At 71.3% G+C, this 12,829-nt stretch carries 17 protein-coding genes; 4 read left to right on the top strand and 13 right to left on the bottom strand.

Annotated features, from left to right (window positions below):
* Positions 1 to 2: 2 nt before the first annotated feature.
* Genes C8P66_RS17075 through C8P66_RS17055 form a run of 5 tightly spaced genes read right to left on the bottom strand, consistent with a single transcriptional unit; the run spans position 3 to position 2,234 of the window.
* Positions 3 to 779: a flagellar biosynthetic protein FliR gene (locus C8P66_RS17075; protein ID WP_111399494.1), complete on the bottom strand. Its 777-nt coding sequence runs from the start codon at positions 777 to 779 to the stop codon at positions 3 to 5.
* The gene (locus tag C8P66_RS17070; protein ID WP_111399493.1) at positions 776 to 1,063 is read right to left on the bottom strand and encodes a flagellar biosynthetic protein FliQ; all 288 of its coding nucleotides are present in this window, start codon (positions 1,061 to 1,063) and stop codon (positions 776 to 778) included. The genes C8P66_RS17075 and C8P66_RS17070 overlap by 4 nt, the downstream gene beginning before the upstream one ends.
* 33 nt (positions 1,064 to 1,096) lie before the next feature.
* The gene (locus C8P66_RS17065) at positions 1,097 to 1,399 is read right to left on the bottom strand and encodes a flagellar hook-basal body complex protein FliE (RefSeq protein ID WP_111399492.1); all 303 of its coding nucleotides are present in this window, start codon (positions 1,397 to 1,399) and stop codon (positions 1,097 to 1,099) included.
* Entirely contained in the window at positions 1,399 to 1,806 is a 408-nt protein-coding gene (gene flgC / locus C8P66_RS17060) for a flagellar basal body rod protein FlgC (RefSeq protein WP_111399491.1), read from the bottom strand. The genes C8P66_RS17065 and flgC overlap by 1 nt, the downstream gene beginning before the upstream one ends.
* 38 nt (positions 1,807 to 1,844) lie before the next feature.
* A complete protein-coding gene (locus tag C8P66_RS17055) occupies positions 1,845 to 2,234 on the bottom strand; it encodes a flagellar basal body protein (protein ID WP_111399490.1) in 390 nt (129 codons plus the stop codon).
* Positions 2,235 to 2,332: 98 nt separating this feature from the next.
* On the opposite strand from C8P66_RS17055, the gene C8P66_RS17050 reads away from it, so the two are divergent.
* The 4 genes from C8P66_RS17050 to C8P66_RS17035 are packed head-to-tail and all read left to right on the top strand — an operon-like array spanning position 2,333 to position 5,076.
* Positions 2,333 to 2,608: a hypothetical protein gene (locus tag C8P66_RS17050; protein WP_146422923.1), complete on the top strand. Its 276-nt coding sequence runs from the start codon at positions 2,333 to 2,335 to the stop codon at positions 2,606 to 2,608.
* A gap of 32 nt (positions 2,609 to 2,640) precedes the next feature.
* Entirely contained in the window at positions 2,641 to 2,904 is a 264-nt protein-coding gene (locus C8P66_RS17045) for a flagellar biosynthetic protein FliO (protein WP_245903641.1), read from the top strand.
* Positions 2,901 to 3,635: a flagellar type III secretion system pore protein FliP gene (gene fliP / locus C8P66_RS17040; protein ID WP_111399488.1), complete on the top strand. Its 735-nt coding sequence runs from the start codon at positions 2,901 to 2,903 to the stop codon at positions 3,633 to 3,635. The genes C8P66_RS17045 and fliP overlap by 4 nt, the downstream gene beginning before the upstream one ends.
* 55 nt (positions 3,636 to 3,690) lie before the next feature.
* A complete protein-coding gene (locus C8P66_RS17035; protein WP_111399487.1) occupies positions 3,691 to 5,076 on the top strand; it encodes a hypothetical protein in 1,386 nt (461 codons plus the stop codon).
* Positions 5,077 to 5,082: 6 nt separating this feature from the next.
* Here the strand turns inward: C8P66_RS17035 and speE are convergent, their stop codons facing one another.
* From speE to fliM, 8 genes are all read right to left on the bottom strand, one after another.
* Complete coding sequence (speE, locus tag C8P66_RS17030) at positions 5,083 to 5,949, bottom strand: polyamine aminopropyltransferase (protein ID WP_111399486.1); 867 nt, start codon at positions 5,947 to 5,949, stop codon at positions 5,083 to 5,085.
* Between the two features lie 73 nt (positions 5,950 to 6,022).
* A complete protein-coding gene (gene speD, locus C8P66_RS17025) occupies positions 6,023 to 6,481 on the bottom strand; it encodes an adenosylmethionine decarboxylase (protein WP_111399485.1) in 459 nt (152 codons plus the stop codon).
* Between the two features lie 223 nt (positions 6,482 to 6,704).
* Positions 6,705 to 9,539 (bottom strand): hypothetical protein, encoded by a 2,835-nt coding sequence (locus C8P66_RS17020; protein ID WP_111399484.1) that lies wholly within the window; start codon positions 9,537 to 9,539, stop codon positions 6,705 to 6,707.
* The gene (locus tag C8P66_RS17015; protein ID WP_111399483.1) at positions 9,539 to 10,144 is read right to left on the bottom strand and encodes a protein phosphatase CheZ; all 606 of its coding nucleotides are present in this window, start codon (positions 10,142 to 10,144) and stop codon (positions 9,539 to 9,541) included. Before C8P66_RS17015 ends, C8P66_RS17020 begins: the two co-directional genes overlap by 1 nt.
* The gene (locus C8P66_RS17010; RefSeq protein WP_111399562.1) at positions 10,137 to 10,517 is read right to left on the bottom strand and encodes a chemotaxis response regulator CheY; all 381 of its coding nucleotides are present in this window, start codon (positions 10,515 to 10,517) and stop codon (positions 10,137 to 10,139) included. Before C8P66_RS17010 ends, C8P66_RS17015 begins: the two co-directional genes overlap by 8 nt.
* A 100-nt stretch (positions 10,518 to 10,617) precedes the next feature.
* Positions 10,618 to 11,226, bottom strand: coding sequence for a MotE family protein (locus C8P66_RS17005; RefSeq protein ID WP_111399482.1), 609 nt, complete (start codon positions 11,224 to 11,226; stop codon positions 10,618 to 10,620).
* On the bottom strand, positions 11,223 to 11,651 hold the full coding sequence (locus C8P66_RS17000) for a DUF6468 domain-containing protein (RefSeq protein ID WP_111399481.1): 429 nt from the start codon (positions 11,649 to 11,651) through the stop codon (positions 11,223 to 11,225). The genes C8P66_RS17005 and C8P66_RS17000 overlap by 4 nt, the downstream gene beginning before the upstream one ends.
* Positions 11,648 to 12,754 carry a flagellar motor switch protein FliM gene (fliM, locus tag C8P66_RS16995; RefSeq protein WP_111399480.1) on the bottom strand — a complete coding sequence of 369 codons (1,107 nt, stop codon included), beginning with the start codon at positions 12,752 to 12,754 and terminating at the stop codon, positions 11,648 to 11,650. Before fliM ends, C8P66_RS17000 begins: the two co-directional genes overlap by 4 nt.
* Positions 12,755 to 12,829 lie beyond the last annotated feature (75 nt).

The raw sequence follows: 12,829 nt of genomic DNA, 5'->3' as shown, positions 1-12,829 counted from the left end.
GCTCAGCCTGCCCCGGGCAAATCGGCGAAGCCGGCCCGCAGCGCCTCGGCGAAGACCCCGAGCATCGCCGGCAGCAGCAGCCCGACCAGCGCGATTCCCGCCAGGATCTGCCCCGGTGCGGCGACGAAATAGACCTGGATCGAGGGCGCCAGCCGCGCCAGCAGCCCCAGCGCGATATTCAGCACCACACCGCCCAGGATGAAGGGCGCGGCCAGGCGCAGCGCCAGCTCCAGGCTGGCGGAGCCGGCGGCGGCCAGGGCCTCGGCGGCCGGCCCGGCCGGGAAGCCGGTGCCGGCCGGCAGCACCGCATAGGAGTTCACCAGCGCCATCAGCGGCAGCGCGAAAAGCCCGCTGCTCAACATCATGACCGCCGCGAGTAGCCCCATCAGCCGCGACAGCGCCGAGGATTGCGCGCCGAAGGAGGCATCCGGCACCAGCACCGAGGCGAGCCCCATCATCGCCGCGGCGACTTGGCCTCCGATCGCGAGTGCCATCACCAGCAGCCGCGCGATGCCGCCGAGCCAGAGCCCGATCAGCACCTCGATCGCCACCAGCCGCACCGCGATCACCGCCGAATCGGGTGCGGAAGGCAGCGTCCCGGCGATCGGCCCCAGCACCAGCGGCACCAGGCACAGCCCGATGCCGAGCCGGACCGGGCCCGGGATTTCCTGTTCGCCGAGGCCCGGCAGCACCATCACCGCCGCCCCCACCCGGGCAAAGACCAGCAGCGCCTGGAAGGCGAGGACCGGCAGCTCCGCAAGGAAGGCGGCCTCGATCACCCGGCCCCGCCGATCGCGATGATCCGGTCGAACAGCCCCTCGGTATAGGCGCGCAGCACGCCGGTCATGAAGGGGCCCATCAGCAGCAGCACCGCCCCCGTGGCCACCAGCTTCGGCAGGAAGGCGAGCGAGGCTTCCTGGATCTGGGTCAGCGCCTGGAAGACCGAGACGACCAGCCCGATCGCCAGCAACGCCAGCAACGGGGGGGCCGCGATCTGCAACAGCACCCACATCGCCTCACGCGTGCTGGCGGCGAGCGCATCCCCGGTCGATTCGCTGAACATGGCCGCGCCGCCTCCTGCGGCAGGCCGGTCGGGTCAGACCGGCATCCGCATGATTTCCTGATAGGCGCCGACCACGCGGTCCCGCACCGCGACGGCGGTTTGCAACGCAAGCTCCGCGCGCCCCACCGCCAGCACCACATCGGTGACGCTGCCCTGCCCGGTCAGCGCCTGGCTCGCCGCGACATCGGCGCCATGGCCGAGTTCCACCCCCTGTTCCATCGCCCGGCTCATCGCCTGGCCGAAGGAAGGCGTGCCGCCGCTTTCGCCGACCGAGCCCCCGGCCGGATTCGCCGCCGCCCGGTAGAGCGCCGCCGCCCCCGCCGCGGTGATCGCCATCAGCGCAGGCTCTCGATCGCGCGGGACAGCATGCCGCGGGTGATGTCCAGCACAGCAAGGTTGGCGTTGTAGGAGCGCTGGGCCTCGCGCATGTCCATCGTCTCCACCATGCTGTCCACATTCGGCAGGCTGACATAGCCATTGGCGTCGGCGGCGGGATGCGAGGGGTCGAAGCGCGTCGGCATCTCGCTCCGGTCCCGCCCGACGCGGGAGACGCGCACCGTCTCCGTCCCCAGCGCCCGGTCCAGCCGGTTGCCGAAGGTGACGGTCTTGCGGCGATAGGCCTCGGCCCCCGGGGTGGTGCCGGTGCTTTCGCGATTGGCGATATTCTCCGCCACCACGCGCAGCCGCGCGGATTGCGCGCGCATGCCGGCGGCGGAGATGGTCAGGGCGCGATCGAGATCCATGTGCTGCTCCTGTTAGCCTTGCCGGTTAGCCTTGCCGGTTAGCCCTGCCGGCCCAGGGCGATGCGGAACAGGCCCATCATCCGGTGGTGCAGGGTGAAGGCCAGCGCATGCGCCTGGTCGGTTTCCGCGACCAGCAACGCCTGCTGGTCGAGCGAGACGGCATTGCCATTGGGCTCGCGCTCGGCGCTCCGGTCCGGCCGGGCGCCATTGGCACCCCGGGTCGGGCCAAGGTGCCGCGCATTAGTCCGCACCGGCTCCACCCCGCTGCGCGCCAGGGCGGCGGCGAAGGGCGCGATGTCGCGCGGGACGTAGTTTGGCGTATCCGCATTGGCGATGTTCTGGGCCAGCACCGTCTGGCGGCGGTCCAGCCAGCGCAGGCGGGATTCGGCCAGGGCGATCGGATCGGCGGCGGGGCTCGCGGTCTGCATGGCGGCCACCTTGGCGGCCCCGGGTGAAGAAAGGGTTGATGCCCCGCCGCCGGTCTCGGCAAGGAAGTGTCAACCATACCCGGCAGAGACTGCCGCCCATGCCGAGAGACGACCCTCCCCCGAACTCCGGGCGCGACACCCCCGCGGCGGCGGTGCTGGCCGCCGCCGAAACGCTGGATGCCATGCTGAGCATCGCCCTCGGCCTCGTCGTCGCCGGCCGGCGCGTCGATCTCGCCGGGCTGGAGCAGGAGGCCGCGCGGCTCTGCGCCGCCGCCGCGATCTGCCCGGCCGAGACCGTGCCGCAGCTTCGCGGCGCCCTGGCAGCACTACTGCCGCGGCTCGACACGCTGAGCATGGCGCTACGCCCCGACTGATCCCGCCACCCTGGCCAAAAGGGCCTTTGCCGATGACCGACATGGATACCCTGCCCTGGCTGCTCGCCGCCGGGGCACTGGCGGGGATGGTGGCGCTGCTGCTGCTGCTGGGCCGCGCCGCGCGGCGCTTCGGCCTCGGCCAGGCCGCGCCACGCAGCGGCCCGCGACGGCTCGCCATCCAGGACAGCCTGGCGCTGGACCCCAGGCGCCGGCTGCTGCTGGTGCGCTGCGACGGGCGAGAGGTTGTGCTGCTGACCGGCGGCGCCACCGACCAGGTGGTGGGCTGGCTGCCATGAGGGCGCTGCTGCTGGCGCTGGCCTTCCTGTGCCTCGCCGACCCCGCCCTGGCGCAGAGCGTGACCCTGGACATGGGGGCCGCCGGCGGGGCGGGCACCACCTCGCGCCTCGTGCAGTTGACGGCGCTGATCGGGATGCTGTCGCTGGCGCCTTCGCTGCTGGTGATGGTCACCGCCTTCGCGCGGATCATCATCGTGCTGTCGCTGCTGCGCTCGGCGATCGGTGCCCCCGGCATCCCGCCCAATCCGGTGCTCGTCGGGCTCGGGCTGTTCCTGACCTTCTTCGTGATGCAGCCCACCTTCGAACAGGCCTGGACGACGGGGCTGCTGCCGCTGGCCGAGGGCCGCATCGGCGAGATGGACGGGCTGACCGCCGCCGCCGAACCCTTCCGGCGCTTCATGGCGGCGAATGTGCGGGACAGCGACCTCGCGCTGTTCCTCGACATGGCGCATCTGCCGGCGGTCGAGGACCCGGCCACCGCCCCCTGGCGGGCGTTGGTGCCCGGCTTCATGGTCAGCGAGTTGAAACGCGGCTTCGAGATCGGCTTCCTGCTGTTCCTGCCCTTCCTCGTCATCGACCTCGTGGTCGCCTCGATCCTGATGTCGCTGGGGATGATGATGCTGCCGCCCTCGGTGGTGGCGCTGCCGTTCAAGTTGGTGTTCTTCGTGATCGTCGATGGCTGGCGGCTGGTCGCTGGCAGCCTCGTGCAAGGCTTTGCCCTGGCACCATAAGTCCTGGACATATTGATTGTTACGCCACTAGCATGTTCGCGAGGGAGGGGAGCCGATGTGGCCGATCCTGTTCCGTCTTGCGATCATCGCGCTGGTGCTGTGGCCCGCCGCCGTCCTGGCGCAGCCGTCGGGTACGGATGTGTTCATCCGCTGCGGCCCCACCCCGCCGGCCGATCCACCACGGCCCTGGATGTTCGCCGATGAGGTCGCGGGCTACCTGAACGGCAATGCCCCGACCTTGGCGATCAAGGGCGTGCAGCAAACCGCCAAGGCGGTGCCGACGGTGGAATTCACCGTCTCACGCCCCGAGGCCATTTCCGCCGCCGACTGGCGCGCCGCCTGGTTCGAGGCGGTGATCCATTCGAGCGCGCTGCCCCGCACCGGCATCGATGCCCGCAACCTGCGCCTCGGCCGCCCGCTGCCGCCCTCGCCCACCGACACCACCACCACGGTCATGGTCGAAATCCCGGACACCGACATCGGCTGGCTGCCCTCACGCTGGGAGGTCGCGATCCTGGTCTGCGTCGATCCCGATACCGGCGCCAACCCCGGCCGCGACGATCGCCGCCAGATCCGCGCCTTCGGCCGGGTGCCGCTCTACATCTCCAGCCTCAACCTTTCGGCGGCGCTGGGGTTCGGCGCCTTCGCGGCGCTCTATGTGATCCTCGCGCTGACGGCGCGGAGGACCCATGCGCGCCAGATCGAACTGATGCGCCAGCCCGCCGAGGATGGCAGCCAGCGTCCGGGGTGGTGGTTCGCGCTGATGCCCACGGTGATCTCGCAGGATGCCTTCGGCGTCTGCAGCCTGTCGCGGTTCCAGGTGCTTCTGTTCACGCTCGTGATCGCCGGGGTCTATGCCTATGTGATGGTGCGGACGGGGGCGCTGCCCAATCTCTCGCCCACGGTGCTCACCTTGCTCGGCATCACCTTGACCGGCTCGACCCTGGCGCGGGTGACCGACGGGCCGGTGCTGGAGACGCCCAACCGGCTCTGGCTGCTCGGCACCGGCGTGCTGGATTCCTCGCCCCGCCAGCCGCACTGGCAGGATCTGCTGGCGGCCGAGGGCGAGATCGACGTGACCCGGGTGCAGGCGCTGGCCTTCAGCCTTTTCGCCGCGGCGGCGCTGGTGATCTACGGCACCGGGGATCTGGAGAATTTCCGGATTCCCGAACAGCTCAACTACCTGATCGGGATCAGCCAGGTGGTCTATGTCGCCGGCAAGGCGCTGCCGCGCGAGGCCGCGAAACGGCTGAACGAGGAAGTCCGCACCATCCGCGACGCCGAGGCCAAGGCGCTGGCCGATCCCGCCGACGCGGTCGCGATCAAGACCTTCGAGACCGCGCGCAACGGGCTCGGCAGTTCGCTGTTCGACGTCTTCGGCGAACGCTTTCGCGAGGCCCGGCTGCGCGGGCTGCAGCCGGGCGACCGCGCGATTGCCTGACGGGCGCTACGCCTTCGGCAGATGCTCGGCGATATAGGGCGGCAGTTCGAAGGCCGCGACATGGATTTTTGGCGTCCAGTAGCGCGTCAGCCCCAGGATGCCGGCCGCTTCCGCCCGCGCCTTGATCGTCTCGGCCGAGGCTTCGCGCATGGATGCATCCTTGGCGGACCAGCCGAGCGTCATGTAGCCGCCGACATAGGTCGGCACCGCGGCGACATAGGCCCAGATGTCGGCAAAGACGCGGCCCCGGCGCAGCGAGGTTTCGGCCAGTTCCTCGGCCTGCATCGCCGGCACGCCGCATTGGTTGACGATGACGCCACGATCCGACAGCAGCCGCGCCGCATTGGCGTAGAACTCGTCGGTGAAGAGCACCTCACCCACGCCGATCGGATCGGTGCTGTCCACGATGACGACATCGAAGGAACCAGCCTCGGCACGGCGCACATAGTCGATGCCGTCGCCGACGATGACCTCGGCGCGCGGATCGTTCCAGGCATCGCCCGAAATGCCCGGCATGTGTTCCTTGCAGAGACGGATGACCTCGCCGTCGATCTCGACCATCACCGCGCGTTCGACGTTGCGGTGCTGCAGCACGCGCTTCAGCACGCCGCCGTCACCGGCGCCGATGATCAGCACACGCTTCGCGTCGCCATGCGCCAGCAGCGGCACATGGGTCAGCATCTCCTGGTAGACGAACTCATCCGCCTCGGTGATCTGCACCACGCCGTCCAGCAGCATCACGCGGCCGTGGCTGTAGGACTCGAAGATCATGATGTCCTGGAATTCGGACTGCACCCGCGCCAACTCGCGCTTAACCTTGAAGCGCTGGCCCCAGGCCTCGTAGAGGGTTTCGTTGACCCAGGAATCAGTCATCGCACGGTTCCACACAAAGAGAGGGCGGACCTTTGCACGGCCCGCCCCCGGTTCGTCACGCTACAGACTTGTGTCAGTCTTCGAGAATGGTCATCCCGCGGCGGTGCTCGCCGAGCGTCACGCGCTCCGGCAGGAAGCCGCGCTTGAGCACCGGGATCGCCTTGTAGGGATCGCAATCGCCGCAGACGAAAATGTCCAACGCGGCGAAATCGCGCTCCGGCCACGTGTGGATGGAGACATGGCTCTCGGCCAGCACCAGCACGCCCGACACCCCGCCATTGGGCGAGAAGTGGTGGAAATGCCCGTGCAGGATGGTCGCGCCGGTCTTGATCGCGGCCTCACGCAGCACGGCATCGATATGCGCCGGGTCGCCAAGGTTGGTGGCGCCCCAGAGGTCGATGATCAGATGCGTGCCGGCAAATTTCATGCCGTCTTTCTGGACGAACCAGTCCTTCTGCTCGTCAGATTGGGAAACGTGGGTGTCGCTCGGGAAGCCCGAGACCATCCCCAGCGGAGACATGAGAGTGTCCATCAGGACCCCTTTCCACCAGTAGATGACCCCCCGCGTGTCGTCTTGGCCCCTAGACCCCCCATGAACCCGGGTGATCAGGCTGTTCGTCGTCGCGTTCGGTCGGTTGAGAAAACGCCATCAGCGGCGGAGCGGTCGTATGAAGCAGGGGGGGGTGGGACGCAAGTGAATATTGCCCCAAGCTCACCGAAAAAAACGCGGGTGTCCCCCGTGCCGGACGCGACACTCACCGCGCAACCGGGCCGCCAGCCCGCAATGCCTCCAGTCGAGCGGGGGGATTTCGGAAAAGATCGAGTTCGCGGGTCAGCCGCGGCAGCTCCAGCAGGGCGGTGGCGGGATCGCCGGTCAACCGCGCGAAAGCAAGGGCCAGAGGCGTCTCGGCCATCCGCTCGGCAAAGCCCGCGGCCAGGGCGGCCGTGCGCGCCTCCTCGCCGGCCAGCAGGGCGGCGGCGGCGGCGCGCAACAGCAGGCGCTGCGGCTCCGCGCCCAGCGGCCCGGCCGGCAGGGCGGCGACCAGATCGCCCAGGGCTGTGGCCGCGCCCGGCCAGTCCTGCGCCTCGGCCAGCAATTCGGCGACCAGATCCGCCCCCGGCAGGCCAAGCCCGCGCAGCAGCGCCAGCGCCCCCGGCAGATCGGCATGCGCCGCCAGGGCACGCGCCTGGATTCGGGCGCGCTCCAGAACCAGCACGGGATCGAGGCCCGTGGCCCGCGACTCTTCCAGCGCCGTCAGCGCGCCGGCGGCATCGCGATCCTCCAGCCGCAGCATGGCAAGGCGCAGCCCCAGCGCCGCCCGGGCCGGCGCATCCGCCCGCGCCATCGCCTGGATCAGCAGGGCCCCGGCGCGATCGCCGAGTTCCATGGCCGCGAGCCGCCCGGCCAGGCGAGCGAGCGCCCGCGTGCCGGCCGGCCCGTCCGGCAGCAGCGCGCGCTCCGTCTCGAACAGGGCGGCGGCGGCCAGGGCCGGCTCGGCCTCCAGCGCGGCCAGGAAGGCGGTGGCGATGGCCGGACGCAACGCCTCGGCGCGATCGGGGAAGAGCGTGGCACTCTCCTGCAACAGCGCCAGTGCCGCGCGGGGCGCGCCCGCCTGGAGTTGCAAGGCCGCCACCCGCTCCCGCGCCGCGATCTCCCGACCATCGCCCCGCCAGGCGAAGAGCGCGGCATCCAGCGCCGCCGCCGCCCCGGCGGCGTCCAGCGCCCCGGTTTGCAGGCGCAGCTCGACCGAGCGGCGCAGCGCCTCGGCCCGCGCGAGACGGTCACGGCCACGCGCCACCTCGTCATAACCCGCCAGCGCCTCGGCCAGATGGCCCTGGGTCTCGTTCAGCCTGGCGCGGACCAGCCGCAGCGCCGGCAGGTCCGGCGCGTCCTGCAACAGACGTTCGGCGGCGGCGGGGGCGCCGCCCTCCACCAGCGCCTCGGCGGCATGGGGCAGCAGCCGCAGCCGCAGCGGTTCCGGATAGGCCGCGAGCAGCGGCAGGCTCGCGGCGATGCCGGGCGCTGCGGTCGCCGCCTCCCCCCGCGCCGCCGCCAGCACGGCGCGCCACAGCGTCGCCTCATCGGAAGCGGCCAGGGTGGTGGTCGCCAGCGCGGCCGCCTCGCTCAACCGGCCGGACAGCAGGGCCGCGGCGGCCTGCAAGGCGATGATGCGGGCGTCGCGACCGGCACGGGGGTCTTCCTGCAACGCGATCGCCAGCATCGCCTGGGCTTCCTGCGGCTGGCCCAGCGCCATCAGGGTCTCGGCGGCGGCGAGGCGCAGCGGCCCGCGCGTGAGCGGTGCCGCCACTGCCAGCCCCGCGCCTTGTGCCCGCAGGCGTTCGGACAGGCTTGCGGCGGTGCCGCCGGGAATGTCGAAGCTGCGGGTCATGGCGGCGGCGGCGGCCGGCGGGCCCTCCCCTGCGGCGGGACCGAGGCGCAACCCATCAGGGCCGGCGCCCAGCAGGAAGCGGTCGGTCAGCGCGACCAGCGTCACGGTTTCGGCCCGCGCCAGCACAGCGAGTCCAAGCAGGCTCGGCAGCATCTCGGCCTCAGGCAGGCGGCGGCCTTGCGGCATGCCCTGGCCGGGGCCTTCGCCGGTGCCGAGCATGGTGCCCACCAGCATCGGCAGCCCGGTCAACGGATCGGTCAGCGCCACCACCCGCCCGGCCATGGCAGCCTGCAATGCCAGGCGCGCCGGCGGTCCCGGCGCCGCATCCAGCCGCATCGGCGCGGGCGCCGCCGCGACCGGCAGCACCTCGAAACGCCATTCATCCCCTGCCCGCGTCGCGCGCAGCCCGGCGCCCTCCGCCACCGGCAGCCGCAGCAGCACCGCCCCCGGCAACGGGGCGACCACGGCCGGTTCCAGCAGCGGATCGGCGCGCAGCGCGGCGAGGTCGAGCGGCAGCGCGCGGTCGAACAGCACCAGCATTTCGCCCCCCCGACGCAGCACCGCGACCGCGGGCGGCGGCGTGAGGGTAAGCAGGAAGACGCCCGGCGCGGGATGCCCGAGCGGGATCGCCGCCGGCGACCGTGGCGCTGGCGGCGGTTCGACGGTCGCGACCCGCGCCGGGGAAACGGGGCCGGGCGGCGGCAGCGGCGTGGCGGTCACCACAGGCACGGGCGCCGGCTCGGCCGCCACGGGCACAATGGCAGGTGCCGGCCGGGCGGCCGGTGCCCGTGCGAGGCGCCGGGCGGGCGGCGCCGGGGCCGGGGCCGGGGCCTCCACGGCAGGGGCGGCATCAGTGGCCGACGCATTCAGGGCATCGATCACGATCCGCCCGCCGAGGCGAAACACCCGCGGCTCAACCCCCGGGGCGAGGGTGATCTCGACGCCACCAGGGATCGTCGCCACCGCCCGCACATTGCGCGGCGGGCGCCGGGCGCCGGCGACATCCACTGCTTCGGGTGCCGTGAAAAACAGGCGCAGCGCCGTGCCGTCACGCTCGCTGCGGAAGACCACCTGGCGCGGCCAGTCGAGCACGATGCGGCCATGTCCGGGATGGTCCCCGACCCGGACCGCGATGCGATCCGGCGTCTCGGCCAAAAGCGGCCCCGACAGCAGCAGCAGCAGCGCGACCAGCCGGCGCATCAGTCGAAGCTCGCGAGCAGGCGGTCGATCTCGTCCTGCGACACGCCAGCGCCGGGAAGCTGCGGCCCGTTGGCGAGGCGCTCGCCCTCGGTCCGGCCGGCGGGCGGTGGCGGCGGTGGCGCTGCCGCGACCGGCAGCGCGGGTGAGAATCCGGTCTGCACCGCATTGATCCGCGCCTCGATCGTCTTGAGCGCGGTGACGACCTTGGCGATGCGTTGCCCGGTGACGTCCTGGAAGGAGCAGGCCTCATAAATGCGGGTGACGGCGGTGCCCAGCGCCTCGGCCGCAGCACCCGTCAGCCCGGCCTGGAGCCGTTCCAGCCCCTCGCAGACATCCAGGATCTCATTGGTCGCCGTCGCGGTGTGGCTCACCACGGCGTCCAGCTCATCCGAGGCGGCGGGGATGTGGCTGGCGCCCAGGTCCTGCGGGCTGAGTGCCGCGATCTCCGCCTTGGCGCGGCGCACGGTGCGGCCGAGCGCTTCCAGCTCGGCCAGCAGCGCGGCTTCCTTGACCGTCAGGTCGCCGTTCATCGTGCCGAGGACCTCGCGTACCGCGGCCTCGACCATCTGCGGCGAAACGCCGCCCAATGCAGCACCGTCAGGCATTGCCCAGCACCTTCTCGATCTTCTCGCGCAGGGTTTCAGCGTTGAAGGGCTTCACGATGTAGTTCGACACCCCCGCCTGCTTCGCCGCGACCACATTCTCGGTCTTGCTTTCGGCGGTGATCATGATGAAGGGCGTCTTGTTCAGACGGGTGTCGGCGCGAACTTCCTTGAGCAGATCAAGGCCCGTCATCGGCGCCATGTTCCAGTCGCTGATCACCAGGCCGAAATTGCCCGCGCGCAGCTTGGCCAGCGCCTCGGCGCCATCCGATGCCTCATCGACATTGTCGAAGTCGAGCTGCTTGAGCAGGTTTCGGATGATCCGCAGCATCGTCTTGTAATCATCGACGATCAGTACGTTCAGGTTCTTGTCCATCGCATGCTCCTGTGGCCCCACGCTGCTCCGCCGCCGGAGCTCCGCCAGCGCGAGTCCGGCTGGCCAATGGACCATGCCGATGGTGAAGACTTCCTGAGCATCAGCGTTGCGGTCGCGGCATGCGGTGGCGCGCGAGCTCGCCCGTCACCTCCCGCGCCCGTTCCGCGCGCATCGCGGCCAGGATCGGGCCGGCGCGGCGTTCGCCCATGCGGTCCATGATCTCGACCAGCACCGACATCTCCAGCCCCTCCAGTATCCCGGCGGCGGCGGTGGGGCGCATGCCCTCATAGGTCTTCACGAGGCTGCGCCAGGCGCCGTCCTCGCGTTCGGTGCGGCTGCGCTCGATGGCGGCCAATTGGCGCTGCTGCTCGGCCATCGCCTCGATCCGGGTGTCCAGCCGCCGTTCCGCCACGGCCAGCACCGCCTCCCGCGCCGCCATCGCGGCCTCGCGCCGGTCCAGCTCCAGGCGGCGGGCGCGCAGCGATTCGAGCAAGGCGCGTTCGGCGATCTGCTCCGGGTCCGGGGCGGCGGGGGGGGCAGGCGGCGGGGGCGGCGCCGCGGCCGGCGCGGGCGCGGGCTCCGAGGCCAGCGCCGCCATCGGCGCCTGGGACGCGCCGCCGCGCAGCAGCGTCTCGGCCTTGACCAGCAAGAGCCCCGCCGTCGCCGCGATCGCCAGCGGCAGCAGCCGCGGCCGCCATCGCGGCCTCATCGGGTGATGCCGAGGGCGCGCATCAGGTCGCGCTCCGCCTGGCTGGGCACGCGCTCGGCCTGCGGTGGCTCCGCGGCCACAGCCCGCGCCGGCGCAAGCGGACGCGCCGCACGGACCAGCCCATCCAGCCGATCGGCCAGCGCCTCCGCGCGTTCGGTCAGGAAGCGGAGGTCGTCGCGCAGCGGCTCGGCCTTGGCGACCCGTTCCGCCAGCCCGCGCCCGGCGCCATCGGCGACCGCGCGCAGCCGCAGCGCAGCGGATTCGGCCGCCTCGCTCGCCTGCCGCAGCCCGGCCTCGCCATCGGCCATGGCGCCGCGTTCGGCGCGGATCGCGCGAAGCTGCCGCTCCAGCCGCAACAGGAAGGGCAGCGCCACCCCGAGCAGGCCCAGCAGCAGCGCCTGCACCCCCCATTCGAGCGCGGTCATGCCACCTCCCGCAACGCGGCACCCGCCGCGCCATCCTTGCGGCGCGGCAATTCGCGGCCGATCTTCACCGCGATCCGGGCGTCGCGCCGGCCAAGCTCGCCCTCGAACAGCGCGATCTCGCCGCACTGCAGCCGCACCGGCGCACCGGGCATCGCCGCCAGCAGCATCCGGTCGCCGACCTTGAGGTTCAGCATGTCGGACAGCGGCATGGTCTGCTGGTCGAGCACGATGTCGAGCGCGACCTCGGTCGAGCGCAGCTCCTCCGCCAGATGGTTTTCCCAGATGCTGTCGCGGCCGAATTTCTCGCCCATGAACTGCTGCAACAGCAGGTCGCGCACCGGCTCCAGGGTCGCATAGGGCATCAGCAATTCGATCTTGCCGCCGCGATCCTCCATATCCACGCGCAGGCGCGACAGCACCGCCGCGTTGGACAGGCGGCTGACCGCGGCGAAGCGCGGATTGGTCTCCAGCCGCTCGAAGCGGAAGGTGACATTGGCGATGGGCGCGAAGGCCGCACTCAGATCCGCGAGCACCACCACCACAAGGCGTTCCACCAAGGTGCGTTCGATGGTGGTATAGGGCCGGCCCTCGATCCGCATCGCCGCGGTGCCCCGGCGGCCGCCGAGCAGGACGTCCACCACCGAATAGATCAGGGCGGAATCCACCACGAGCAGCCCGTGGTTGTCCCAGGCATCGGCCTTGAACACCGCCAGCATCGCCGGCAGCGGGATCGAATCCAGATAGTCGCCGAAGCGCAGCGAGGACATGCCATCCAGCGACACCTCGACATTGTCCGAGGTGAAGTTGCGCAAGGTGGTCGAAAGCAGCCGCACCAGCCGGTCGAACACGATCTCCAGCATCGGCAGGCGTTCGTAGGAGACGAGGCCGGATTGGATGATCCGTTCCATCCCCGTCTTGTCGCCGCCGGCATCCCCGCCGCCGAAGCCGAGCAGGCTGTCGATCTCCTGCTGGTTCAGGACCTTGGCGGCATCGACCTGCAAGGGCGGGGCATCCGGCGCCGGCTCCTCCTCCAGCGAGGCGCCCCAGGCGGCGGCAAGGTCGTCGTCCTCATTGCCGGCGTCGCTTGTAACTCCTCCACTCATCGCCGCGCCTCCTGGCTAAGGTTGCGCGTCGGTAGCTGGGAGAGGGTCGCCGCGAGACGCTTGGGGGTCATTCCC

This window comes from Humitalea rosea, from assembly GCF_003253705.1.
Taxonomy (GTDB): domain Bacteria; phylum Pseudomonadota; class Alphaproteobacteria; order Acetobacterales; family Acetobacteraceae; genus Humitalea; species Humitalea rosea.
This window is presented reverse-complemented; position numbering and strand designations above follow the sequence as displayed.

Excerpts from the sequence above, each read along its gene's own strand:
- C8P66_RS17045 (WP_245903641.1), top strand. The coding sequence starts at position 2,641 with ATGACCGACATGGATACCCTGCCCTGGCTGCTCGCCGCCGGGGCACTG.
- C8P66_RS17010 (WP_111399562.1), bottom strand. The coding sequence starts at position 10,517 with ATGGACAAGAACCTGAACGTACTGATCGTCGATGATTACAAGACGATG.
- C8P66_RS17070 (WP_111399493.1), bottom strand. The coding sequence starts at position 1,063 with ATGTTCAGCGAATCGACCGGGGATGCGCTCGCCGCCAGCACGCGTGAG.
- C8P66_RS17050 (WP_146422923.1), top strand. The coding sequence starts at position 2,333 with ATGCCGAGAGACGACCCTCCCCCGAACTCCGGGCGCGACACCCCCGCG.
- C8P66_RS17065 (WP_111399492.1), bottom strand. The coding sequence starts at position 1,399 with ATGGCGATCACCGCGGCGGGGGCGGCGGCGCTCTACCGGGCGGCGGCG.
- fliP (WP_111399488.1), top strand. The coding sequence starts at position 2,901 with ATGAGGGCGCTGCTGCTGGCGCTGGCCTTCCTGTGCCTCGCCGACCCC.
- C8P66_RS17035 (WP_111399487.1), top strand. The coding sequence starts at position 3,691 with ATGTGGCCGATCCTGTTCCGTCTTGCGATCATCGCGCTGGTGCTGTGG.
- C8P66_RS17020 (WP_111399484.1), bottom strand. The coding sequence starts at position 9,539 with ATGCGCCGGCTGGTCGCGCTGCTGCTGCTGCTGTCGGGGCCGCTTTTG.
- fliM (WP_111399480.1), bottom strand. The coding sequence starts at position 12,754 with ATGAGTGGAGGAGTTACAAGCGACGCCGGCAATGAGGACGACGACCTT.
- speD (WP_111399485.1), bottom strand. The coding sequence starts at position 6,481 with ATGGACACTCTCATGTCTCCGCTGGGGATGGTCTCGGGCTTCCCGAGC.
- speE (WP_111399486.1), bottom strand. The coding sequence starts at position 5,949 with ATGACTGATTCCTGGGTCAACGAAACCCTCTACGAGGCCTGGGGCCAG.
- flgC (WP_111399491.1), bottom strand. The coding sequence starts at position 1,806 with ATGGATCTCGATCGCGCCCTGACCATCTCCGCCGCCGGCATGCGCGCG.
- C8P66_RS17015 (WP_111399483.1), bottom strand. The coding sequence starts at position 10,144 with ATGCCTGACGGTGCTGCATTGGGCGGCGTTTCGCCGCAGATGGTCGAG.
- C8P66_RS17000 (WP_111399481.1), bottom strand. The coding sequence starts at position 11,651 with ATGACCGCGCTCGAATGGGGGGTGCAGGCGCTGCTGCTGGGCCTGCTC.
- C8P66_RS17055 (WP_111399490.1), bottom strand. The coding sequence starts at position 2,234 with ATGCAGACCGCGAGCCCCGCCGCCGATCCGATCGCCCTGGCCGAATCC.
- C8P66_RS17005 (WP_111399482.1), bottom strand. The coding sequence starts at position 11,226 with ATGAGGCCGCGATGGCGGCCGCGGCTGCTGCCGCTGGCGATCGCGGCG.